Annotated in this window: 21 protein-coding genes; 12 read left to right on the forward strand and 9 right to left on the reverse strand. The window is 57.7% G+C overall.

Annotated elements, in window-relative coordinates:
- On the reverse strand, positions 1–813 hold the full coding sequence (locus ABVT35_RS20140) for a GntR family transcriptional regulator (RefSeq protein ID WP_368468802.1): 813 nt from the start codon (positions 811–813) through the stop codon (positions 1–3).
- A 242-nt stretch (positions 814–1,055) separates the two neighbouring features.
- Here ABVT35_RS20140 and ABVT35_RS20145 point away from each other — a divergent pair, with 242 nt between their 5' ends.
- The 7 genes from ABVT35_RS20145 (at position 1,056) to ABVT35_RS20175 (ending at position 10,451) form a co-directional block, all read left to right on the forward strand.
- Complete coding sequence (locus ABVT35_RS20145) at positions 1,056–2,057, forward strand: sugar ABC transporter substrate-binding protein (protein ID WP_368468803.1); 1,002 nt, start codon at positions 1,056–1,058, stop codon at positions 2,055–2,057.
- A 74-nt stretch (positions 2,058–2,131) separates the two neighbouring features.
- Complete coding sequence (locus ABVT35_RS20150; RefSeq protein WP_368468805.1) at positions 2,132–4,159, forward strand: hydantoinase/oxoprolinase family protein; 2,028 nt, start codon at positions 2,132–2,134, stop codon at positions 4,157–4,159.
- The gene (locus ABVT35_RS20155; RefSeq protein ID WP_368468806.1) at positions 4,156–5,868 is read left to right on the forward strand and encodes a hydantoinase B/oxoprolinase family protein; all 1,713 of its coding nucleotides are present in this window, start codon (positions 4,156–4,158) and stop codon (positions 5,866–5,868) included. Before ABVT35_RS20150 ends, ABVT35_RS20155 begins: the two co-directional genes overlap by 4 nt.
- 14 nt (positions 5,869–5,882) lie before the next feature.
- On the forward strand, positions 5,883–7,442 hold the full coding sequence (locus ABVT35_RS20160) for a sugar ABC transporter ATP-binding protein (protein ID WP_368468807.1): 1,560 nt from the start codon (positions 5,883–5,885) through the stop codon (positions 7,440–7,442).
- The gene (locus ABVT35_RS20165) at positions 7,439–8,386 is read left to right on the forward strand and encodes an ABC transporter permease (RefSeq protein ID WP_368468808.1); all 948 of its coding nucleotides are present in this window, start codon (positions 7,439–7,441) and stop codon (positions 8,384–8,386) included. Before ABVT35_RS20160 ends, ABVT35_RS20165 begins: the two co-directional genes overlap by 4 nt.
- Before the next feature lie 24 nt (positions 8,387–8,410).
- A complete protein-coding gene (locus ABVT35_RS20170; protein WP_368468810.1) occupies positions 8,411–9,412 on the forward strand; it encodes a 4-hydroxyproline epimerase in 1,002 nt (333 codons plus the stop codon).
- 10 nt (positions 9,413–9,422) lie between these two features.
- Complete coding sequence (locus ABVT35_RS20175) at positions 9,423–10,451, forward strand: proline racemase family protein (protein WP_368468812.1); 1,029 nt, start codon at positions 9,423–9,425, stop codon at positions 10,449–10,451.
- 18 nt (positions 10,452–10,469) lie between these two features.
- Here the strand turns inward: ABVT35_RS20175 and ABVT35_RS20180 are convergent, their stop codons facing one another.
- The gene (locus tag ABVT35_RS20180; RefSeq protein ID WP_368468814.1) at positions 10,470–10,787 is read right to left on the reverse strand and encodes a chaperone modulator CbpM; all 318 of its coding nucleotides are present in this window, start codon (positions 10,785–10,787) and stop codon (positions 10,470–10,472) included.
- 6 nt (positions 10,788–10,793) lie between these two features.
- Positions 10,794–11,744, reverse strand: coding sequence for a DnaJ C-terminal domain-containing protein (locus ABVT35_RS20185; RefSeq protein ID WP_368468816.1), 951 nt, complete (start codon positions 11,742–11,744; stop codon positions 10,794–10,796).
- 227 nt (positions 11,745–11,971) lie between these two features.
- Here ABVT35_RS20185 and ABVT35_RS20190 point away from each other — a divergent pair, with 227 nt between their 5' ends.
- Positions 11,972–13,165 (forward strand): adenylate/guanylate cyclase domain-containing protein, encoded by a 1,194-nt coding sequence (locus tag ABVT35_RS20190; protein ID WP_368468818.1) that lies wholly within the window; start codon positions 11,972–11,974, stop codon positions 13,163–13,165.
- A gap of 24 nt (positions 13,166–13,189) precedes the next feature.
- Here ABVT35_RS20190 and ABVT35_RS20195 read toward each other — a convergent pair whose 3' ends face one another.
- On the reverse strand, positions 13,190–13,519 hold the full coding sequence (locus ABVT35_RS20195) for an ArsR/SmtB family transcription factor (protein WP_368468820.1): 330 nt from the start codon (positions 13,517–13,519) through the stop codon (positions 13,190–13,192).
- A 96-nt stretch (positions 13,520–13,615) separates the two neighbouring features.
- On the opposite strand from ABVT35_RS20195, the gene ABVT35_RS20200 reads away from it, so the two are divergent.
- Both ABVT35_RS20200 and ABVT35_RS20205 read left to right on the forward strand, forming a co-directional pair.
- Positions 13,616–14,317 (forward strand): glutathione S-transferase family protein, encoded by a 702-nt coding sequence (locus ABVT35_RS20200; RefSeq protein WP_368468822.1) that lies wholly within the window; start codon positions 13,616–13,618, stop codon positions 14,315–14,317.
- Positions 14,318–14,364: 47 nt separating this feature from the next.
- Positions 14,365–15,477 (forward strand): PLP-dependent cysteine synthase family protein, encoded by a 1,113-nt coding sequence (locus tag ABVT35_RS20205; RefSeq protein WP_368468823.1) that lies wholly within the window; start codon positions 14,365–14,367, stop codon positions 15,475–15,477.
- Between the two features lie 23 nt (positions 15,478–15,500).
- On the opposite strand, the gene ABVT35_RS20210 is transcribed toward ABVT35_RS20205, so the two are convergent.
- The gene (locus tag ABVT35_RS20210; RefSeq protein WP_368468825.1) at positions 15,501–16,202 is read right to left on the reverse strand and encodes a fumarylacetoacetate hydrolase family protein; all 702 of its coding nucleotides are present in this window, start codon (positions 16,200–16,202) and stop codon (positions 15,501–15,503) included.
- Between the two features lie 235 nt (positions 16,203–16,437).
- Here ABVT35_RS20210 and ABVT35_RS20215 point away from each other — a divergent pair, with 235 nt between their 5' ends.
- Entirely contained in the window at positions 16,438–17,481 is a 1,044-nt protein-coding gene (locus ABVT35_RS20215; protein ID WP_368468827.1) for an aldo/keto reductase, read from the forward strand.
- 73 nt (positions 17,482–17,554) lie between these two features.
- Entirely contained in the window at positions 17,555–19,138 is a 1,584-nt protein-coding gene (locus ABVT35_RS20220) for a serine protease (RefSeq protein ID WP_368468829.1), read from the forward strand.
- 17 nt (positions 19,139–19,155) lie between these two features.
- Here ABVT35_RS20220 and budA read toward each other — a convergent pair whose 3' ends face one another.
- The 4 genes from budA to ABVT35_RS20240 all read right to left on the reverse strand — a co-directional run bounded on the left by budA (position 19,156) and on the right by ABVT35_RS20240 (position 23,703).
- Positions 19,156–20,001 (reverse strand): acetolactate decarboxylase, encoded by an 846-nt coding sequence (budA, locus tag ABVT35_RS20225; protein ID WP_368468830.1) that lies wholly within the window; start codon positions 19,999–20,001, stop codon positions 19,156–19,158.
- Positions 20,002–20,153: 152 nt separating this feature from the next.
- On the reverse strand, positions 20,154–21,701 hold the full coding sequence (locus ABVT35_RS20230; protein WP_368468832.1) for a CHAD domain-containing protein: 1,548 nt from the start codon (positions 21,699–21,701) through the stop codon (positions 20,154–20,156).
- Positions 21,702–21,848: 147 nt separating this feature from the next.
- Entirely contained in the window at positions 21,849–23,165 is a 1,317-nt protein-coding gene (locus ABVT35_RS20235) for a TRAP transporter large permease (RefSeq protein ID WP_368468833.1), read from the reverse strand.
- Positions 23,166–23,169: 4 nt separating this feature from the next.
- Complete coding sequence (locus ABVT35_RS20240) at positions 23,170–23,703, reverse strand: TRAP transporter small permease (protein ID WP_368468835.1); 534 nt, start codon at positions 23,701–23,703, stop codon at positions 23,170–23,172.
- Positions 23,704–23,932 lie beyond the last annotated feature (229 nt).

Consider the following 23,932-nt stretch of genomic DNA (forward strand, 5'->3'; position numbering starts at 1 on the left):
TCAATCCTTTTTTGAGGCTGCACCGCCGGTGGTTATTTCCATTTCGAAACCGACCTGCGGATCGAGTGTGCGCTTGATCACATTGAGTTCTGACCGCACGTGCTGCGTAATGGCCGCATCGGCCCGAGCTGCGTCCTGGCTTTCGATGGCGCTGATCAATTCCCTGTGCTCTGCAAGGCTTGTCTTTCTCTCCTCTTCGCGAAATTCGGGATAGTAGTGCAGGACATAGGCGCGGCGGCCGCAATCGAGACTGAGGTCGTGAAACTTGCGGGTGAAATGATTGTGGCAGCTTCGGGATATTTCCCGGTGCAAGGCAAGGTCAGAGCCGTATATCTGATAGACGTCGTTGGTTTGCAGCGCCTCTTCATAGGCGCTTGCGGCCAACCGGATCCGCTCAAGGTTCTCTTCAGTGCGGAACTGCGCTGCCATCCTCACCACAGCCCGCGCCAGGAGAAGGTGGGTGTCCAGATGCTCGTTCATATTGTCCAGCATGTGTGGCGTGACAATGCTGGTCCTGTTTGGAAGGAAAGTGACGAGATCGTCGCTCTGAAGCATGACAAGCGCTTCACGGATCGGCGTACGGGACATGTCGAACCGTTTTGCAAGGGCCACCTCGTCGAGGACGGAACCGGGTTCGATCCTGATCCACAAAATGTCTTCGCGCAGTTCCTCGTAAACCCGCGCCGAACCCCTCTTGCGCTTCGGCTTTTCACCGTCGGTCAGGTCCAGCCTGATCGGCGGAAAATCCTTGCGCTGTCCTGTTTCGAGTTTCTTCTTCTGCCTCGATGGGTTCATCAGACCAATTGCGACCATATTCTGCCTCCTGAAACCCGCCGTTTGCAAACCTTGTGCGGTTGCAAAGCGAAGGGCGTTATTTCCGCATCACCATAAGCCTGGCCGGGACTTAAGCCCTTGGCTCTGACCATTGCAATCGTGCTTATCACTTTTGTCGCCAGATAGCTTGCATAAAGTTTGCATAATTTGTCTTGCATAAAGTTTGTATAATTAATATGCTGCCTTGTCCAATGAATTTGGGCCTGCAAAGGGAGGAAGCAGTGATCAACAAATTTACAATGACGGCCATTGCCGCCGGACTGGCGGTTGGTGGCCTGTTTTCAAGCGCCGCGCAGGCGGAAGATCTCAAGATCGCCTTTTTTGCCGCGTCATCGCAGAACGGCTTCAACCAGGCGATCTATGCTGGGATCGAGGAAAAGGCCAAAGAGCTCGGTGGTGTGACCACCGAAATCTATGACGGGCAGTTTAATGCCGCCCACCAGTACAGCCAGATCGAGGATGTGCTTGCCAGCGGCAAGTTCGACGGCTTCGTCCTTGCAGCCAATGACACGGTCGGCATTGCCGGCGCGGTCGAGCAGGTGGCTGCTGCCGGCAAACCGATCGTGACGACGCTGTTTCCGATCGGACCGGATCTGACAACACTCAAACGCCAGGTCGATGGCTTGACTTCAACGGTCGCCTCGCCGCCCGCCGACGGTGCGAAGGAGCAGGCCAAGACGGTTGTCGAAGTATGCAAGGATCGCAATCCCTGCAATGTCGTGATCATTGTCGGGCAGCTGATATTTCCGTTCGACAATCTTCGCTACGAATCCTTCCGTGAGGTTCTCGATGTGCACGACAACATCAAGGTCGTGGCAACGGGCGAGGGCAGCTACAGCCCGGATGTCTCGCTGACCGCGATGACCGATATCCTTCAGGCCAATTCCGATATCCATGTGGTGCTTTCGAATGCCGACCAGCATCTTGTCGGTGTGGAAATCGCGCTGGAAGCGGCTGGCTACAATGTTCCGGATGTCTTTTTGTCAGGCGGCGGCGCAGCAAACATCGCGATCAACGCTATTCGCGAGGGACGCTGGGATGCAACGCTTGCATATTTCCCGAAGACCATGGGTGCCATGGCGCTCGATATTGTCGTCAAGGAACTCAAGGGCGAGGATGTGCCCGAGTTCATCAACATGGATGAGGTCGGCCCCATGCCGCCGATCATCGACAAGGCCATACTTGATGCCAACCCCGACTTTGTCGGCGAGTGGGAACAATAGGTTCTCCTGACGAATAATGGCGGAAGGCCGCGTGCTTTCCGCCTCCATATCCAGGTAAAAACGGAACACGTCCCGTGACCAGCAATAGCTACCGCATTTCCGCCGACATCGGCGGGACCTTCACCGATATTGTCTATCAGGACCGCGAAAGCGGCATCTGCGGCGCAGCCAAGATCCTGTCGACACCCGACAATCCTGCACTCGCCGTCATTGAAGGCATCAACAGCGTCGTGCCCGAGGATGCGAAAATCGACTTTTTCGTGCATGGCACGACTGTTGGCCTCAATGCGCTTTTAACCCGGCGCGGAGCCAAGGTGGCGCTGCTGACCACCGAGAATTTTCGCGACATCTACACCATCCAGGGAAACGACCGCGGTGAGATTTTCTCGATCCGCTGGAATAAGCCGGAGCCGCTGGCGGGCCTTGAAGACACCTTCACCGTCCGTGAACGCATCGCCGCCGACGGCGAAATCGTAACGCCGATCAACACCGACGATCTCGACCGACTTGTCGAGGCAACCCGTCAGAACGGCTACGAGGCAATCGCCATCTGCTTGCTGTTTGCCTTCCGCAATCCGGAACACGAGCTGGCGGCCGAAGCTTATCTGAGCGAACGCCTCCCGGGCGTATCGATTGCGGTGTCGCATCGCGTCTCGCCGGAGTGGCGGGAGTTCGACCGGACATCGACGACGGTTATGGACGGCTATCTCGCACCGGTCGTGCGCCGTTATATCGAGACCCTTGTGGGCGAACTCAGTCACCGGCTCCCCGAAGGGCTGCATGTTATGGAATCGAACGGCGGTGTCATGTCGGCGGCGTCGGCCAGCCGCACGCCGCTGCAGACGCTGCTTTCGGGGCCGGTCGGCGGCGCTATCGGCGGGCGGGCGTTGGCGGAAAAGACCGGACGCAAAAACCTCATCTGCGTCGACATGGGCGGCACCTCATTTGACGCCAGCCTGGTCATCGACGGGCTGCCGTCATCATCGACGGAGACCAAGCTCGAAGGACTTCCCGTTCAGATTTCGGTGGTCGACATCCATGTCATCGGCGCCGGCGGCGGCTCCATCGCCTGGACCGAGGCCGACGCCGCACGCGTCGGGCCGCAATCGGCAGGTTCGAAGCCGGGTCCGGCCTGTTACGGGCTGGGCGGAACCGAACCGACGGTGAGCGACGCTAATCTGGTGCTTGGCCGGCTCGACGGCGCCAATTTCTCCGGCGGAGAAATGACACTCCACCGCGATCTTGCCGAAAAGGCCGTGGGAGAGATGGGCGCCAATTTCGGCATGAATGCGCAGGAAATGGCGCAAGGCATTATCGACATCATCAATGCCAAGATGGCCGACGCGATCCGCACCATCACGATCCGCCGCGGCATCGACCCGCGCGATTTCTCGCTTGTCGCCTTTGGCGGCGCCGGACCGGCTCAGGCGGCGGCGCTGGCGGAGGAACTCGAGATCGGCGAAGTGATCGTTCCGGTGCATCCCGGTGCATTTTCCGCCTGGGGCATGCTGCAAACGGATGTCCGGCACGATTTCAAGGAAACGCTCTACGGTTTCTGGGATCAGTTGGAGGTCAGCGAACTTGAAAAACGGTTTGCGAAGCTTGAAGCCGACGGTCGCGCCTATCTGATCGATGAAGGTGTCAGGGACGCGGCCATCAGCTTCGAGCGAAGCGCCGATTTCCGCTATCACGGGCAGGAATATGTGCTGACCATTCCGATCCCGCCGGGACCGATCGATATGGATGCGACCCGCGGGGCGTTCGACAGGGCCTATGACCGCCAATACGGTCATTCGAGTCCCGAGGGACGTGTGGAAATCGCCAATCTGCGCGTGGCGGCGATCGGCAAGCTCGACCGGCCGGAAAATGCCGATCCTGAAACCGGGGAGGCCGGGCCAACCAGCTCGCGCATGGTGTATTTCAGCGGACGGGAACAGGAAACGGCGATTGTCGACCGGGCAGGCCTTGCCGCCGGATCGGTCACGCCCGGCCCGGCCATCATCGAGGAGGGAACCGCGACCACGCTGGTGCCTCCCGGCTGGCAGGCGGAGGTCATTGTCGGCGGCCATCTGTCGGTGACGAGAACGGAGAATGCAAAATGAGTGTCAAGGCTGATCCGATCACGACCGAAGTCGTGCGAAATTTCGTCATTTCCTGCGCGGAAGACATGAATGCATCGCTTTGGCGTTCGGCATTTTCCGCCATCATTTATGAGGGCCGCGACAGTGCGGTCGCCCTGCTCGATGAAAAAGGCAACATGCTTGGCCAGTCGACCGGTGTGCCGCTCTTTATCGGCGCCATCGATGCCTGCGTCCATCTGGTGAAGGAACGCTATGGCGACGACATGGCCGAGGGCGATGTCTTCCTCATCAACGACAGCTATCTGCAGGGAACGCACCTGCACGACATCACTGCCGTCGGCCCGATTTTCCACGAAGGTGAGCTTGTCGGTTTCGGTGCGGCACGCGCCCACTGGAACGACATTGGCGCCATTGATCCCGGCTCCACGATGGGATCCACGTCGATCTATCACGAAGGTATCCGGCTTGGTCCGACACGCATCATGCGCAAATTCGAGCCGATCGAGGAATGGTACGACCTCTTGAGGCGCAATACGCGCATGCCGGACATGTCCATCGGCGATCTCAATGCGCAGATCGCCTCGATCCGCACTGGCGAGCGGCGGCTCGGTCAGTTGCTCAACCGGATCGGCGTCGAAACCTACCGCAGCGCCTGCGAGAACATATTCGAGCAGGCGCGGCGGATGGACCGGGAAGCGATTGCGGCCCTCAAGGACGGCACGTATTCGCGCGAAGGCTATCTCGACGATGACGGTGTCGGCGACGAACCTGTGAAAATCGCCATGTCGATGACGATTGCCGGAGAGCGGATGATCATCGATTTGACCGGAACGTCCGGTCCGGTCCTCGGCTCCATCAATTGCGGCGCGGTGCAGACCAAGTCGCTGCTGCGGCTTGCCTACAAGACGATGATCAATTCCGACAGGGCGATCACCGGCGGATCGTTCGAGACCATGACCGTGAACATTCCGGACGAGTGCCTTTTCAATGCGCGCGAGCCGGCCGCATGCGAGTGGTATTTCACTGGTCTCGGCCTTCTGGCTGACCTGATGATCTCCTGTATGAGCGAGGCGATGCCCGAAAAGGCAAAGGCCGCCCATTACGGGGACTCTATGGTTGCCGCGTTTTTCTCGATGGATGAAAAGCGCGGGCAGTGGATTTCGGTGGAGCCGACCGCCGGCGGTTGGGGCGGCGGCGTTGGCAGCGACGGCCAGAGTGCGCTCGTCAATCTGGTGAATGGCGGCTTCAGGAATATCCCGGCGGAAGTCTATGAAACGAAATTCCCGGTTCGGATCGAGGAGTTTTCGATCCGGCAGGATTCTGGCGGTCCAGGCAGGTGGCGCGGCGGCTGCGGCGTGGTTCGCACCTACAAGCTGCTGGAGGACTGTTTCAGCGCCCTTTGGTTCGAACGCGCCAAGACACCGGCCTGGGGGCTCGAGGGAGGACACGACGGAGCGGGACCGAAAAACACCATCACCCAGCCGGACGGCTCCAGGGATCACCTGCTTAAAATGCGGGCGCGGGAGTTTGCAGCCGGAACGGTTGTCGAGACCATGACCGGAGGCGGTGGCGGCTTCGGCAATCCAAAGGCGCGGCTGTTCGAAGAGGTGCTTGCCGACGTTCGACAAGGCTACGTCTCTGTTCAGGCGGCCTGGGATGATTATGGTGTACGCATAGCCGGAGATCTGAGCGTTGACGAAGCCGCATCCGAACCACGCCAAACAGCCTGAAGTTCGCAAGGGCCATGGCAAGTAGACAGGCATCCGCCGGGGGAGAGCCCTGCATCAGCCTGCGCGGCATCGGCAAGTCGTTCGGTGGCGTGTCGGTGCTCGGCGATATCGATCTCGATATTGGTCTTGGCGAAATTCATGGTCTTGTCGGCGAAAATGGTGCCGGCAAGTCGACCCTCGGCAAGATCATCGGCGGATATTATTCGGCGAGCACCGGCAGCATCGAGGTATTCGGTGAACAGGTCAGCGCCTGGACGCCGCCGCTGGCGCTTGAGCGCGGCGTTGCGATGATGCATCAGGAACTGCAGCTCGTTCCCGCACTGAGCGTCGCGCAAAATGTGTTTCTGGGCATAGAGGACCAGCGTTTCGGCGTGCTGGCGAACACGGAGAACGCCCGGCTTTCAGATGTGATGGCGGCGTCGGGCTTTTCGCTCGATCCGGCCGCGATTACTTCGCATCTTTCCATTGCGGACCAGCAGAAAATCGAGATCATGCGGGCGCTGGCGCGTGAGGCGCGGGTGATCGTCATGGACGAGCCGACCTCGTCCCTGACCGCTGACGAAGCCGAGCTTTTGCATGAAACCATGCTGCGGCTGAAGCAGGGCGGGGCAACCATCATCTATGTCTCGCATTTTCTCGACGACATTCTCGCGGTCTGTGACCGCGTTACCGTGTTGCGCGACGGGCGTCTCGTGCGCACGAGCGATGCAGCGGAGGAGAGCAAGGGATCGCTTGTTTCTGCGATGCTCGGCGGCGGCCAGACCGAAACGCCTTACCCGCCGAAATCGGTCCCGGAACCCACTGCTGGCGAGCCGGCTCTCACGGTTGAGAATCTGACGGCTCCGACCGGCGTGTCGAATGTGAGCCTTAACGTCAATGCTGGTGAAATCGTGGGCCTGATCGGGCTTGTCGGCAGTGGACGCACGGAAATCGCGCGGGCGATATTCGGTGCTGACCGGGCCAGCGGCGGTGCTGTCGTGCTGGGCGGCGAACATTACAATGACCGCACGCCCGCGGATTCTGCCGAACGCGGCATGGTGATGGTTCCCGAAGACCGGCGCAAGCAGGGTCTGGTGATGACTCTGCCGGTGCGGGCCAATATGACGCTGCCGCATCTCAGCCATTTCATCATGATGGGCGGTATGCTCAGAACGGCGCTTGAAAAAGCCCGCGTCAGGGAACTGATCGACTATTTCCGCGTCTCGCCGCCCAATGTCGATGGCGAGATCCCTTACTATTCGGGCGGCAATCAGCAGAAGGTGCTTTTGGGTAAGTGGCTGATGAGGGATCCCGGCATCGTTATCCTCGACGAGCCGAGCCGTGGCGTCGATGTCGGCGCGCGCCAGCGCATCCACGAGGCGATCGCCGATCTGGCCGCCAAGGGAACCGCCGTCCTTTTGATCTCGTCGGAAATCGAGGAGGTGCTGGGTCTCGCACACCGTGCCTATCTCGTTCATGACGGCGGTCTTGTCGGAGAGGTCGATCCCGAAACGTCGACGACACAGGACGTTCTGTGGGCTCTTTTCCATCAGAATGAATACAATTCCGAAGCATTGAGGGGTAACGCGCCGTGAATTCCGCGCTTTCTTCAGCTCAGGTCGCACGGTTCTTCCAGACCTACGCGGTTCTCATCATGATTGCGGCCCTGATCGTGGCGCTGACCATGATGAGCGACAGTTTCCTGACGTTCCGGAACCTGCAGAACATACTCAACCAGAATGCACCGCTGGCGATCATGGCGAGCGCCATGACGCTGGTGATCATCGGCGGCGGGTTCGATCTTTCGGTCGGCTCGATCTTTGCAGTGGCGGGCGTATCGGCAGCATGGATCGCGCTCAATGTCGATCCGGTTCTGGGGCTGGCGATCGCACCGTTTATCGGCCTTGCGCTCGGCGTGATGAACGGTGTTGTGATCACCTCGCTCAACATTCACTCGTTCCTGGCGACCATTGCCACCAGCATGGTATTCAAGGGCGTTGCCATATTGATTACGGACGGACGGCTCATTCCCGTGCGCATTGCCGAATTCACCTGGCTCGGCCGCGACAAGATCGGCGGAATTTTCGTAGCCGTCATCGTGCTCATTGCCTTCGCCCTGATCCTGACATTCGTACTGACGCGCACGTCTTTCGGGCGCAAGGTCTATTCGGTTGGCGGCAACGAAGAAGCGGCGATCCTTTCAGGCGTGCGCACCAACCGGATCAAGATAGCCACATTTGCGATTGCGGGAATGGCGGCAGGTCTTGCGGCGGCGATCTCCGTCTCGCGCATTTCCATGGGCCAGCCGAGCGCCGGTATCGGCATGGAGCTGCAGGCGATTGCGGCGGTCATTCTCGGCGGCACCAGCATCTATGGCGGGGCGGGGGCTGTATGGCGCAGCGTTGCCGGCGTTTTGTTGCTGGCATTGATCAATAACGGCTTTAATATCCTCAACGCCGATCCGTTCTATCGCGATCTGACGACCGGCCTTATTATTTTGGCAGCCGTCGGTATCAGCGCATCGGGACAGCGGCGCTGACGGTTTACAAAAGGCGTATCGAGTATGGCGAACCACACATTCCAGTGCATTGACGGACACACCTGCGGCAATCCGGTCCGGGTCGTTAGCGGCGGCGCACCACGTCTTGAAGGCGCCACGATGCTGGAGCGCCGGGCGCATTTTCTGGAAGAGTTCGACTGGATACGCACGGGGCTGATGTTCGAGCCGCGCGGGCATGACCAGATGTCCGGTTCGATCCTTTACCCGCCGACCCGCGGAGATTGCGACGTCGGCGTGTTGTTCATCGAAACATCCGGCTGCCTGCCGATGTGCGGGCACGGCACCATAGGCACGGTGACGACGGCCATAGAGCACGGGCTGGTATCGCCGAATACGCCGGGTGTGCTGCGTCTCGATACGCCCGCCGGGCTGGTCGTTGCCGAATACCGCCAGGAGGGCCGGTTTGTCGAAGAAGTGCGGCTCACAAACGTGCCGTCATTTGCATATAAATCGGGACTGTCCGCGCATGTCGACGGGCTTGGCGAAATCACCGTCGATGTAGCCTATGGCGGCAATTTCTATGCGATCGTCGAGCCGCAGGAAGCATTTGGCGACATGGCGGATCACCGCGCCACAACACTTGTCGGCTGGAGCCCGGTTTTGCGTGCCGCCCTCAATGAAAAATACGATTTTGCGCATCCGGAACATCCCGACATAAAAGGCCTGTCGCACATCATGTGGACCGGCAAGCCCACACAACCGGATGCCGATGCCCGCAATGCCGTCTTCTACGGCGACAAGGCCATCGACCGTTCGCCCTGCGGCACCGGCACCTCGGCGCGCATGGCGCTTGAGGCGGCGCGGGGCAATCTTGCTGTCGGCGATACGTTTGTCCATGAGAGCATTATCGGCTCGTTGTTCAACGGCCGCGTGGAAGCAACTGCAAAGGCTGGCGATCTGGACGCCATTGTGCCGTCCATCGGCGGATGGGCGCGCGTTACCGGCTTCAATACGATTTTCATTGATGACCGCGATCCCTATGCACACGGATTCGTGGTGACCTGAGAGGCAGAACATGCGTTCGAGCAAGACCATTCACGTTGTCAGCTGTCACGCTGAGGGGGAGGTGGGCGATGTCATCGTCGGCGGCGTTGCGCCTCCACCGGGCGATACGATTTGGGAGCAGCGTGCATTCATTGCTAAAGACGAAGGTTTGCGCAATTTTGTCCTTAACGAGCCGCGCGGCGGGGTATTCCGTCACGTCAATCTCCTGGTTCCGCCGAAACATCCGGACGCCCATATGGGTTTCATCATTATGGAGCCGGAAGATACACCGCCGATGTCAGGGTCGAACTCAATGTGTGTTTCTACCGTCCTGCTCGACACCGGCATCGTGCCGATGCAGGAGCCGGTAACGGAGCTCGTTCTGGAAGCGCCCGGCGGACTGGTTCGCGTGAAAGCAAGCTGCAAAAACGGCAAGGCCGAAAGCATCACCGTGCAGAATCTGCCCTCGTTTGCAGACCGGCTGGATACGGCGCTGGAAGTCGAGGGCCTGGGCACGCTGACGGTGGACACGGCCTTTGGCGGCGACAGTTTTGTGGTTGTCGATGCCGCGGCACTGGGATTTGAAATTACTGCGTCGGAAGCGCGCGACATTGCGCTGACCGGGATCAGGATAACCAATGCCGCCAACGAACAGATCGGGTTTCGCCATCCCGAATTGCCGGATTGGGACCATATTTCATTTTGCCTGTTTGTCACCCCGCCAGTGAAAACCGAGCAGGGTTATTCAGGCCGTTCGACCGTCGCCATTCAACCGGGCAAACTGGACCGGTCGCCCTGTGGAACCGGTGTTTCGGCGCGTATGGCAACACTGCATGCCCGGGGGCTGATGAAAGCCGGCGATCTGTTTGAGTCCAAATCAATTATCGATTCGACCTTCCGGGGCAGGATTGCAGAGGAAACCCGGGTCGGGGGCAACGCCGCCATCGTACCTGAACTTACAGGGCGGGGCTGGATCACCGGCACGCATCAGCACATGCTTGATCCCGATGATCCGTGGCCGCAGGGCTACCGGCTGAGCGACACGTGGGGCGCACGCTGACGATCCAGGTGTCCGCGTTCAGTCAATCGATGCGTGTTTGAGCCGACGCACGAGCTGGTTCAGCGCTTCACGTTCGTCGATCAGGTTGAGCGCAACAGCGATACCGGCCTTGTTGACGCCGAGATCGTGCTGCAGGCGCCAGGCTGTCCTGACCCTGGTGATGCTGACGGATGAAAAACGCCATCGCGCCGGGGCCGCGCCTTCCGGCTCGAGAATGCCTTCTTCGACGAGTTCGACGACCCATTCGGCCCTGACGCCGCAGGAGCGGCACAATTCGGCGAGACTCACCACTTCAACAACTTCGCCCGAAACCACTTTTGCCGTTTGTTTTGCCATGGTTCCTTATACTCCGAGCTTCGCACGCGGGTCGAATTTCATCTGACGCGCCATCTGTTCGTAGAGTTTGCGGTCTTCATCCGTTTTGGCAGGCGGCACCGCGATCTGCAGCACGGCATAAAGATCACCGGCGGATTTTCCCGGAATGCCACGGCCCTTGAGGCGAAGCTTCTGTCCGGCATGCGCGTTCTGCGGGATCTTGAGTTCAACGACACCGTTGGGCGTCGGCGCTTTAACCTTGCCGCCCATCGCCGCCTCCCAGGGAGTGATCGGCAGGTCGAAATAGACGTCGCGTCCCTCCGCCGTGTAGTGACCGTCGTCACGGAAATTGATTTCGAGATAAAGATCGCCTGGCTTGCCCTGGCCGATGCCCGGCGTTCCCTGACCGGCAAGGCGTATGTGTTTTCCCTCCGTCACACCCTTGGGAATATTGACGCGTATGGACCTTGTCTTGAGCGTAACATGGCCGGACGCATCGACCTCGGGGGCCTGCAGGGAAATCGTCCGTGTGGCGCCTTCATAGGCGTCCTTCAGATCAATGGTGATCCTTGCATAATGATCCTGGCCGTGGGCGTGGAACTGACGGCTGCTCTGCTGCCTTGCACCCTGGGCGCGCGCCCGTCCGAACAGCGTTTCGAAAAAGTCGCTGAAATCTTCCTCGTTGGCTTCCGTGTAGCCGCCGCCGGAGAATTCGAAGCCGTCGTTCCAGTCTGGTGGCGCGCGGAAATCCTGCCCGGCCTGCCAGTTGGCGCCGAGCTGATCATAGGCAGCGCGCTTTTCGGGATCCTTGAGAACCTCGTAGGCTTCGCCTGCCTCCTTGAACTTTTCTTCAGCACCCGGTTCCTTGTTGACGTCAGGGTGGAACTTGCGGGCAAGCTTGCGATAGGCGCGCTTGACTTCGTCCTGGGTTGCACCGCGTTCCAATCCCAGCGTTTCGTAATAATCCTTGAAGTCCATATGAAAATTCCGATGCGGCGCGTGCAAAGCGCCCAGTACGAAGTGAAGTTCAGAAGCCTGGCTCCGTGCGAAACGGTCCGGATCAACTCTGAATTGTTCCGGCTCTTTTGTCCAGATATGTACTGGGAGCCCTGCGGACAAGCGTCACGCTGTTTCAGACCGGGAGGTGTGTTAGAGCTTGTAGATGTTGCATCAAAACAGCAGGCCGACATAAGAGCATAAGCCCAATGAAACTGAGTGAAGCATTTGCATATGATCCGGACGATCCGGCGGAAGTCAGGGCCGAGAAATTCGCGATATTTCTTGTCTCCATATCCTGCTGCGTTGCCGGCCTCGTGTGGTCGGCCATGTACTACGCCGTATTCGGCGCGGGACTCACGGCGGCGCTGCCGGCGCTTTTTGTCCTGATCGTCGGTTCCTCCCTTGCAATATCGCATCTGTTCAAAAACCACCTGATTGCCGCCTATTCGCAGATCATCTGCATCATATACATCACCACATTTTCGCAGTGGAGCATTGGAGGTGTCGTAGATTCCGGTTTTGTGATGATATGGGCCCTCTGCGGCCCGGTGATTGCGCTCATGTATTTTTCTGTTAGAGAATCAGCGGTCTGGCTGGCGCTTTATCTGATCAATATCGCCATAACAGTGGCCTTTGAGGGCTATTTCAGCGCGCATGGCCAAGCGGTTTCCGACGGAACCAAAACGCTGTTCTTCCTGATGAACCTGTCTTTTGCCTCGGTGGTCGTTTTCGTCTTTGCCAGGTTCTTCGTCCAATCGACGATCCGCGAACGGGAGAAATCCAACGCGCTTCTTCTCAATATCCTGCCGGAAAAGACGGCCCGGACGTTGAAATCCGGAGAGGGAATAGTCGCCGAGAAACATGATGAGGTCAGCATCCTGTTTGCGGATATTGTCGAATTCACGAAATATGCGAGCCGGCAAAAGCCCGAGGAAATCGTATCTAAACTGAATGATATATTCAGCCATTTCGACACGCTGGTGGAGGACCATGATCTTGAAAAGATCAAGACGATCGGGGACGCCTATATGGTCGTCGGCGGCCTAACCGGCACAAAGGCGGACCATGCGGGACAGATTGCGGATCTTGCGTTGGACATGATGGCATCCATTGACCGGTTCAAAAGGGAAAGCGGCGTGTCGTTTTCATTGCGTATCGGCTTGCACACCGGTCCGGTGGTGGCGGGGGTCATTGGCAGGAGCAAATTTGCCTACGATCTATGGGGCGATACGGTAAATGTCGCCAGCCGCATGGAATCGACCGGCGTCGATGGCGCCATTCAGGTAAGCGAGGCGATGCGCAGGGCGCTGAATGGCCGGTTTGAATTTGAAAAGAGAGGCAGTGTCGAGGTCAAGGGGCGCGGCCTGATGGATACCTACATATTGCAACGCCGGATTTGACCGTGCCTAACGGCTGCCATCAAATCAACAGCATCCATCCTCGAGCCCACAGCAGGCCCTTATGTCCGGATGACCGTTGCAGCAATCGTTGAGCAGAAACGAGATCGTGTTTCCGATGTTGTTCAGATCGGCGCGATAGATGATTTTCCGCGATTGGCGTTCACTTGTGATCGCACCGGCGTTCTCCAGCGCCGACAGATGAAATGATGCTCCTGACGAGGACGCACCTACCTTGTTTCCGACTTCACCGGCAGAGGCGCCCTGGGCGCCGCACTGAACAAGATATCTGACGATCCGCAACCGCGTTTCCTGGGAAAGCGCGCCGAGCAGTTTCAAGGCCTGTTTTTCTTTCATATTTCAATGTCTCTTGAAATTTTGAATTATGAGTCATATAACCCCGATCAACACAAACAATCAAGTCAGTTCATTCATCAAGACAGGACCCCGATTATGAAAATCATCAGCTTCAAAATCTGTCCCTTCGTGCAGCGCGTTACCGCACTGCTTGAGGCAAAGGACATAAAATATGATCTTGAATTCATCAGCCTGAGCGACAAACCGCAATGGTTCCTCGACATTTCCCCAAACGGACAGGTGCCGGTTCTGATCGCTGACAGCGGCAAGGCGCTTTTTGAATCCGAAGCGATCGTCGAATACCTCGAAGAGGCATATCCTCCGCTTCAGCCTAAACTGGCGCCGGAGGACAGGGCCGTTAACCGGGCATGGAGTTACCTGGCGTCGAAGAACTACCTGGTTCAGTGCAGCGCCCAGCGCAGTGCTGATGAGGATGTGCTTAAGGAGCGCAGCGACAAGCTTGGAAAGGCATTTGACAAAGTCGAAAGGCAACTCGGCGACACACCCTATTTTGCCGGTGACACAATCGGCATGGTCGATATTGCCTGGCTGACGCTGCTTCACCGCGCCCACATCATTGAGCAACGCACAGGGTATGATTTCATTGGCGACCGTCCTAAGCTGAAGAAATGGCAAAAGAAGCTCATGGAAACGGGACTTGCGGAAAGGTCGGTCGCGTCCGACTTTGAGGAAGCGTTTTCTGAATTCTACCTGTCGGATAAAACCTATCTTGGACGCGGCTCCAGGGTGGATAATTGTTGTTTCAGCGAAGCATGCGCAACAGATGCATGCTGTTAGTGCAGCGGGTGGATGCCTGCTGATTTACAGACGGGAAGGGTGTCCGGATGAGTGTTCTGTCAGGTGTTAATGTGGTCGAAACGGAGATATCGGCGGCTGAGCGCGAGTGGAACCACGAAGTCGTCCGTAAAATCGGGGCGGATTTTGCCAGATCATCCGACACGCACCTGATCAAACTGGAACTGCCGCGCCTGACAGAAGCGGGCATCGATCTTTACCTGAAGGATGAATCGACACATCCTTCAGGCAGTCTGAAACACAGGCTTGCCCGTTCGTTGTTCCTCTACGGGCTTTCCAATGGCTGGATTCGCCGGGGCAGGCCGGTTGTTGAAGCGTCTTCCGGCTCCACGGCTATCTCGGAAGCCTATTTTGCCCGCCTTCTGGGGATACCTTTCATCGCCGTCGCCCCGAAATCGACGGCACAGGCAAAAATCGAGGCGATTGAATTCCTGGGCGGAGAGGTGCGACTTACCGAGCCGGGTAATATCTACGAGGACGCCAGCCGCATAGCCGAAGAGACCGGCGGCCACTATATGGATCAGTTCACCTATGCCGAGCGGGCGACCGACTGGCGTGGCAACAACAATATCGCCGAGAGCCTGTTTTCGCAGATGCGCCTTGAGCGCAATCCCGTTCCTGCCTGGGTTGTTGTCAGTGCCGGAACGGGCGGAACGTCATCGACGATCGGACGCTTTATTCGCTACAAACCCAACCAGGTCGGCGACACGCGGCTTTGTGTTGTGGATCCGGAAAATTCCGTGTTCTACGACTGTTATCAAAGCGGAGACCGCAGCCTGACATTGAGCACCGGATCACGTATCGAGGGCATCGGACGGCCGCGTGTCGAAGCTTCCTTCATTCCAAGTGTAATCGACCGGATGATGAAAGTGCCCGATGCCGCAAGTATTGCGGCTGTCCATTGGCTGGAACGCCTCATTCACCGCAAATGCGGTGGCTCAACCGGAACCAATCTTTACGGTGCACTGAATATTGCCGAGGATATGATTTCGAACGGCCAGACGGGTTCCATCGTGACCTTGATCTGCGATCCGGGCGATCGTTACCTTGGAACCTATTTTAATGACGAGTGGATTGAAGGGCAGGGTCTGGACCTTGCGCCCTATCTTGCGGCACTCGACAAATTTGCGGTCGGCACATGAGATGAACGTACCCGGTTGCAGTTCTATTCGATCAAAATCGAAAGCGGTGGGACACCGGCGGCTTGGGCAAGCATCCGGTCGCCGGCCGATACCGGGCCAACGCCCTCAGGCGTGCCGGTAAAGATGATGTCGCCTGGCCGGAGGCTCAGATAGGTTGAGAGCTCGGCAATGACCTCGGCGGTTGACCAGATCATGTCGCTGAGGTCACCGCGCTGTCTTTCCTCATTGTTGACCGACAGGGTGATTGGGCCGGCCTGCGGCAGCGATGCGGCATCGAATTCGACCATCTCGCCGATGACTGCCGATCCGTCAAATCCCTTGCCCATATCCCAGGGTCTGCGCGTTGTCTTTGCTGCTGCCTGTATGTCCCTGCGGGTAAAATCAATGCCGACGGCGGCGCCATACACATGGTTCAGCGCGTTTCCGGTTGCGATGTCGGCACCACCGCTCTTGAGGCCGACAACCAGTTCGACTTCGAAATGGAGCTCTTCGGTTCGCGGTGGATATGCAAGGCTGCATTCAGCGCCTGCGATAATTGCGTCTGCCGGTTTGCAAAAGAAAAAGGGTGGTTCGCGGTCAGGATCGGTGCCCATCTCGCGGGCATGGGCAGCATAGTTTCGCCCGACGCAGAATATACGGTTTACTGGGAAACACAGGTTGGATCCGGCGATCGGTATCGACGATCTTTCCGCAATAGAAAAGGCTGGTTTTCGTGTTCCGGTCATGTGCTCTCCATCCATTTTCCTGCGCTCGGAATCGCCGGCGGACAGGCTGCTGCCAACAATGTCGATTTTGCCGGTGGAAACAAGGGTAGGATAGCGAACACATTGTTGCGCGGCGTTGAACCAGGTTTACTGAAATAGAGGCAAAATCAGCACATACAGTGCGTATGAATCCCGGTGCCCTGTTGAAAGACGGTTTTCGCCGGATAAATAATAGCGTCGCAGGGAGACTCTCACCATGAAATTCAAAAGGCTTGGCCGCACGGAAATGATGGTCAGCGAAATCTGCCTAGGGACTATGACCTGGGGTTCGCAGAATTCACTGACCGAAGCCCACGAACAGCTCGATTATGCGATTGGAGAAGGCGTGAACTTCATCGATACGGCCGAGATGTACCCGACAACGCCGCGCCTGGCCGAAACCACCGGTCTTACCGAGGAGATTTTGGGCGCATGGCTCAAGGGCAGGGCGGACCGCGACAAGCTGGTGGTGGCGACCAAGATCACCGGTGAGGGCAACAAGGATGTCCGCGACGGAAAACGGGTTGATGGAAAAATGATCCGGCACGCTCTCGAAGACAGCCTGGGGCGCCTCCAGGTCGACAGGATCGACCTCTATCAACTGCACTGGCCCAATCGCGGCTCGTATCATTTCCGCAAATACTGGAAATACGACCCTTCAACCCTGCCGCCGGGAGACATGGACCAGGAAGTTGCCGATATGCTTGGCGAGGTGGCGCTACTACAGGAAGAAGGAAAACTGCGCGCCTTTGGTCTTTCAAATGAAAGCGCCTGGGGTGCGATGAAGTTCCTTGAGGTCAGCCGCATGCACGATTTGCCGCGAATGGCCTCGATGCAGAACGAATACAGTCTATTGTGCCGCCTTTATGATCTCGACATGGCCGAGATCAGCGTGCATGAGGATGTCAGCCTGATGGCCTTTTCGCCGCTCGCGGCGGGTGCGCTTTCGGGCAAATATCTGGACGGAACCATTCCCGCCGGCTCGCGCCGGTCCATGCAGCCGAACCTCAACGGGCGCTATGTTCCGCAATCGGAAAAGGTCATCGCGCTTTATGCGGAAGTGGCGGCCCGCCATGGCCTCAATCTTGCACAGATGGCGCTCGCATTTTGCCTCTCCCGGTCCTTTATGACGAGCGCAATCATCGGCGCGACTTCGATGGATCAACTGAAGACGAATATTTCCGCCAAGGATGCCGTACTGAGCGACGAGGTGCTGGCCGACATTCAGGCAATCTACCGCGATCACCCGCGGCCGATGTAGGCTCTGTGGAGATCACTTCGAAATCCGGCTAAGCTGGATGCAACCCAAAAGGCAAACCGTCAGCAAGGCCGATATGAAAGGTGCACCGCCGCAAACAGCAGCCGAATTGGTGGATACACAGTCCATTCTTGCCCTTGAGCATCTGACCGGACCGTGCCGCGGAACCGTGACATGGCTCTGGCATCCGGACATGCATTTGCGGCTTGGTCCCTATGGTCATATGCATGTTACCGACGGGCCGCCCAATGAGAACCGGGAAACATGGGTCGCACGTATTCGCTGGGCAGAGAGCGGCTATGAAATCTCGGTGATCGAGGACCAACAGCTCTGGGTGAACGGCAAACCGGTTGAATCGCAGCTCCTCAAACACCATGACATGATCGAGTTCGGCAATAACGGACCCATGTCCCGGTGCTACGTCTATGACAACACGCATCCCATGCGCGAGAGTGTCGGCGACATATTGAGCGATACGGTTGCCTATTTTCGTAGCAGCCGCCAACCGGCAGCCAAACGGTTTCTGCGATCCTGTCGGCAGTTAGCGAGCAGGCTGGCAAGTGAAACCACCACACTGTTCCGATTTTCCGTAATTGCAGTACTGCTCATTCTCGGTGGACTGGCCTACCAGCAAGGGCGGATTAATGCGCTTCTTACCCAGCAGGTTGAAAGCGGCAAAACGGAGTTGGAGAATTTTTCGAGAACGCTCGCCCGTTCCAGGGAAGAGGCCCTGACGCCGGATGACCTGGCCGCGCTCAGCAGCGAATTGCAGGGGCAGATTGCGACGACGGCCGAGCGCGTCGAGGATATCGAGCGCCGCTCGGAAGCGAGCGCAAATGTGATTGCCGAAGCAACGCCTTCGATCCTTTTTCTGCAGGGTTCCTGGGGCTTTAAGGAAAAGGATAGCGACCGGATGCTGCGTCAGGTTCTTGATGCGAACGGCAAACCGATCGTTCTGCCGAACGGCACCTTGTCGTTGTCGCTTGAGGGGAATGGGCCGATCGCGGAGCGCCAGTATACAGGAACCGGATTTTTTATCGGCGACGAAGGCCTGCTGGTGACAAACAGGCATGTCGGATTGCCGTGGGAATATGACGCTAACATCAAAATGATCCTTGCCCAGGGGCTTGAACCGGTGATGACAAAATTTATCGGCTATCTGCCTGGCGTCGAAACACCAGTGCCGATCGAACTGGTTACGGCGAGCGAGACGGCCGACCTTGCTATCCTGCGCCAGACGGAACCCGGAAATGACACCAGGGGACTTCGTCTGGCCGATGCGTCGCCGGATCCGGGTGACGAAATTATCGTCTTGGGATATCCGACGGGACTGCGTTCAATGTTGGCGCAAGCGGGCAAGCGGTTCCTCGAAGATCTCAGAAAATCAGGCGACACCGGCTTCTGGATTGTTTCTCAAAAACTCGCCGATGCGGGCCGTATCCTGCCGCTTGCAAGCCGCGGTATTGTCGGCGGGACATCTGAAGAAACTATCGCCTATGACGCGGAAACGACCCATGGCGGCAGTGGCGGGCCGGTGCTTGATATCAATGGCGATGTCGTTGCGGTCAATGCCGCCATTTTGCCGGAATATGGTGGCTCCAATCTCGGCGTTCCGGTTGAGAAGGTCCGGGAACTGCTGAACGGCGCAAAGCTGAACTAGAGGTTCGTGCCATATTGTCAGCGGTCGCGCACGAAACCCTTTTCGGCGACATCCAAATCCTTTGACGGATCGTCCTGCAAATCGGCCTCAAGAAATGCCTGCGTTTCGGGAATTCCGACGTGAATATCGGTCTCGAGATGCAGTGATGCGGTCAGCCGCTTCGCTCTCAGTCCCAATACATGACCGCCCTTGGTGCGGTCATTTGAGATAAAATGAAGGTGATATCCCGGCACACCGATGGCTTTGGCATAGGCCGGTGTCCAAAAGCCGACCAGCGTTCCCTCGATATTGTCGAAGCCGAATTCACTCTGGTGGCTGGTCGCTTCGACGAGGCCCTCGCCGGGCTGTGCCTTGCAGGCTGCGCGCATATCGATCCGATCGAACAGACCGTCAATGCGCAGACCCGCAAATATGTTCTGTGAGGGACGCAAACCGTCAAGTTTTTCCTGTAGGGTCTCGAGCGTGTCGATACCGTCAAAAACAGCCGTCCGGTCCGCTGAAAAGCGTGTGGCCGTTGCAAAGGGGACGAGCCAGGAATCCTCGGCCATGGCAGCGACGCCGCCGGCACCCGCCTGATAACAAAGACCATCCAGCATGACGAGTTCGCCATCGAGATCTTCGAACGTGCCGAGACCGAAATCGCCGTGGCTTTTGAGATCGCCGACGCTGGTGCAGCCCTTGAACACGCCCTTGACCACGGCGCCGCTGGTGGAAACCTGGAACAGCGAGTGGTGTTCCAGTCCCAGGGCTTCGGAAAGTGCGTGCTGCACCGTGTGGGAAAGACTGTCCCCCGTGCGCGCCGTTTCACGCTGCAAAGCATCCCAAAGACTATCTGATATCCGGCATTTCAGGCGGTGGCTCATGGAACAATCCCGCAATTAGCAGTTGATCTGAACCAGAACCTACGTGCCGTAAAACGCGATGTCCACAAATGGCCGAGTTGATCATTCCTATGACAGCTCGCATTCCGAATGTGGGGCAAGACAGTACCCGCATGCTGCGTCCAGATGTTTGGCTACCGCCAGTATTTGCGGCTGCCTGATAGTTTGCGCCAGCGCTTGTCTGCATTTCGCATTGCTTTTTTGGCCCTTTGATTGTGCCAGTCGCAAATTTTAGCGACGCTCTTTTGCAGATCCTTGCGGTCCGGGTGGTCAAGGGCAATGGCGGCGGCAAGATTTTCGGCCATGGCAACATCATTGAGATAGCCGAAGACATTCTGCAACTGCCTCAGCCGGGCAAAGAATTTTTTCGCATCCGGTCGCGGATAGAGTTGAAGGAAATAGTCGCTGGCATAGCGCATTGTCTTCAGCATTTTGCGCAGTTCATGCCGTTCTTCGAGCCTGTGATTGGCAAAACCGCGGCCCCTTTTTTGGACACGGCGCCAGACCCTTTCAAGTTCGCGTCCCGACAGGGCATAAGCCTCTTCATAAACCACGCCTGATCTTGTGTTCATGAGCGCCCGATCCACCGCCTGATCGAACAGCATGCAATTGAGCTTCAGATGGGTCCATCGTTCGCCTTCCAGCGCCTCGCGCACGGATCTGCGCTGCAGCGCCTGGTTCTGTTTCAGATAATCCAGCATGGCGCGGTGTTTTTTGTCCTTGCCCAGCGCCTTGATTGCCGGGGATGCAATGTCATCCAGAAGGACGTCCGCGTTCCTCAAATGGCCGACAACCCGGCCCATGTCGCGCGCTTCCTTTGCAAGGCGCATGAGGTCGTCACTGGTGACGAAGGATCTGAATATCTGCAGGGAGGCTCGCAACCGTCTCAGCCCGATGCGAAGCTGGTGCGGCACTTCGGGATCGTTCGACAGGGGCAGCAGATTCCAATTGTCGAGTATCTGATCAGCCGCGGAACGACCGATCACCCTGAAGGCATCGTCCGCCGGCATATCCGCGCTGAGGTCCGGCTTTTTAAACAGGTGCGGCTGCGGTGCATCGTTACAGACCTGCCTGGACAGAGCATAGCCGCGTTCCGCTTTGCTTGCGCCGGATGCAGCAATCTTATCACCGTCAAACAGCTTTTCCGAGACGGTCAACAGGGCATGGGGCAAACCCGATTTCAGTTCCAACTCGACCTCGTTGATGGCTTCCGATTTTTCCGGATTTCTGACCTCTCCATTGTCAATCGCCAGTTCGACCGTTCCGACGTCATCGCAGCTCAGCATATGGATTTCGCGGTTGATGTTCGTTTCAAAGACCGGAAGCAGCGGTCCTGCGGAAACGATCTTCATCAGCCAGGGCGTGAGTTCAGGGTCATCAATTCTATCGAGGTCAAGCTCGGGCTCGTCCACCACGTGCTCGATCTCGATCGGGTTCGACAGGCCATGCGCAACTGCGGTCCCGAATTTCAGTGTCTGGATCCAGCGCCTTCCGTCCCAGCGCAACCGCAGCGAGGCATTTTCGCGGTGCAACCGATGATCGGCAGTGTCGTAGTAGATGGACTGAAGCTCTTTGCGGGCCGGCTGCCCGAGGGACATCTGCCGTAGTGCCGTCTTGCCGGGCAGCCTGCGAACGACATCTGTGCCTATCTCGAGTTTGACTTCAAGCTCGGTGCTGCTCATCCACTAAAAGACAGTTTTACGAAAAAACAGAATAACATTTTTTATCATCCGGGTGGGGCGGCAACAAGGCAGGCTTTAGTCGCACACAACAAAAACAGGCCGGTGTGAAGAACACCGGCCTGCTGTTTTTTCGTTTGTCTGACGACGCTAACCGCCGCCCGGTCCGGGTCGCAGATTATTCGGCAAATAGGTTGCCAGATCCGGGAACACGATGAGCACGAAGACCATTAAAACCATGATCAGGAACATCGGGATCGCCGCCTTGGCGATGAAGTTCATCTCGTGGTTTGTCATGCCCTGCATGACAAAGAGGTTGAACCCGATCGGCGGAGTGATCTGCGCCATCTCGACCACGACCACGATAAAGATGCCGAACCAGATCAGGTCGATACCGGCCTGAACGATCATCGGTTCGACAACCGCCATGGTCAGCACGACGGACGAGATCCCGTCGAGGAAACAGCCGAGGATGATGTAAAAGACAAGCAGTACCATCAGGAGTTCGAAACGGGAAAGTTCGAGCGTTGCAATCAGATTGGCCAATCCGCGCGGAAGACCGGTAAAGCCCATCGCCAGCGACAGGAACGCGGCACCTGCAAGGATCAGCGCGATCATCGCGGATGTGCGGGTTGCGCCCATCAGGCTTGCTGTGAAGGTGCTCCAGGACAGGGACCCCTGACTGGCAGCCAGCACCAGTCCGCCGATGACGCCAAATGCCGCCGCTTCGGTGGCCGTGGCGTAGCCCAGATACATCGAACCGATGACAACGATGATCAGTGCGATGACCGGCGCGAGGAAGCGGGAATTTTTAACTTTTTCCGCAAAACTCAACTTCGGTTCCTCATTGGGCTGCCATTTGGACGAGACCTTGGAATAGATCGCCACATAGCCCATGAACATGAGTGCAAGCACGAGGCCCGGCAGGATGCCTGCGAAGAACAGTTTGGTGATCGATTCGTTGATGGTCACTCCGTAAACGATCAGTGTCAGCGAGGGCGGGATCATGAGACCCAGCGTTGCAGCGCCCGTCAGTGTGCCGATGACCATCGTTTCAGGATAGTTGCGTTTGCGCAGCTCCGGGATCGACATCTTGCCGACGGTGGTCAGTGTTGCGGCCGATGAGCCGGAAACAGCGGCAAAAACGGTACAGCCGACAATGTTGGTGTGCACGAGGCCGCCCGGCAGTCGCGCCATCCAAGGGGCGAGGCCGCGGAACATATCCTCGGACAATCGTGTTCGGTAGAGGATTTCTCCCATCCAGATAAACAGCGGCAGGGCCGTCAATGTCCAGGACGATGAGCTGGTCCAGATTGTCGTGACCATGACATCGCCGACCGGGCGCGATGTGAACAGTTCCATTCCGACCCATGCGACGCCCATCAGGGCAAGGCCGACCCACACGCCGGTGCCGAGCAACAGGAAGAGGACAAAAAGGAACAGGATTATGATTGAGATATCTTCCATTTTTCTACTCCCCGTGGCTCTGATCGACCAGATCGGTCTCGATGCGGTGGTCTCCGACAAAAAGCACATGGATCAGATGGTCGGTCAGGGCGATTGCAAGAATCACGGCACCGATAACCATCGACAATTGCGGGATCCACAGGGGCGAAGCGTCCTGTCCCTGGCTGACCTCGTGGAATTTCCACGACCAGTAAACAAACTTGTAGGCGTAGTAGGAAAAGTACCAGGCGACGGCGGTGCCGATGCCGAAGCACCAGACTTCGAGTATCCTGCGCACGCCGTCCGGAACGGCGTTCAGCACGATCGAAACGCGGATATGGGCGCCGCGGTGCAGGGCATGGGCAAAAGCGAAAAACGAAGCAGCGGCCATGCAGTAACCGGCATAATCCGGTGCGCCTGCGAAAACCTCTCCCGTCCAGCGTGCCAGCATCTGGATGACGATCAGCGTCAGGATGGCGATCAGAAACAACGCCGCGAACACACCGGACGCCAGGTAAATAAAATCGAGACCGTTGCGTAATTGTCTGAGTGCAGCCATTTAACCCCTCCCGTTATTCGATTTTGACACCGATCCTCCACAACCGATGTCTGGGAGCCCGCCGCGGTTGAACGCGACGGGCTTGTTTGATGATCATTCAAGTACGGATTTTCCGCAACAGGCTCTATTCCATTGCCTTGTATGCATCGATGATGGCCTTGCCGTCATCGCCTGAGTTGGCCAGCCACTCGGCCGCCATGGTGGCGCCGATCTCCTGCAGTTCGCCCTT

It is taken from the genome of Hoeflea sp. TYP-13 (genome assembly GCF_040932035.1).
In the GTDB taxonomy this organism is placed as follows: domain Bacteria; phylum Pseudomonadota; class Alphaproteobacteria; order Rhizobiales; family Rhizobiaceae; genus Hoeflea_A.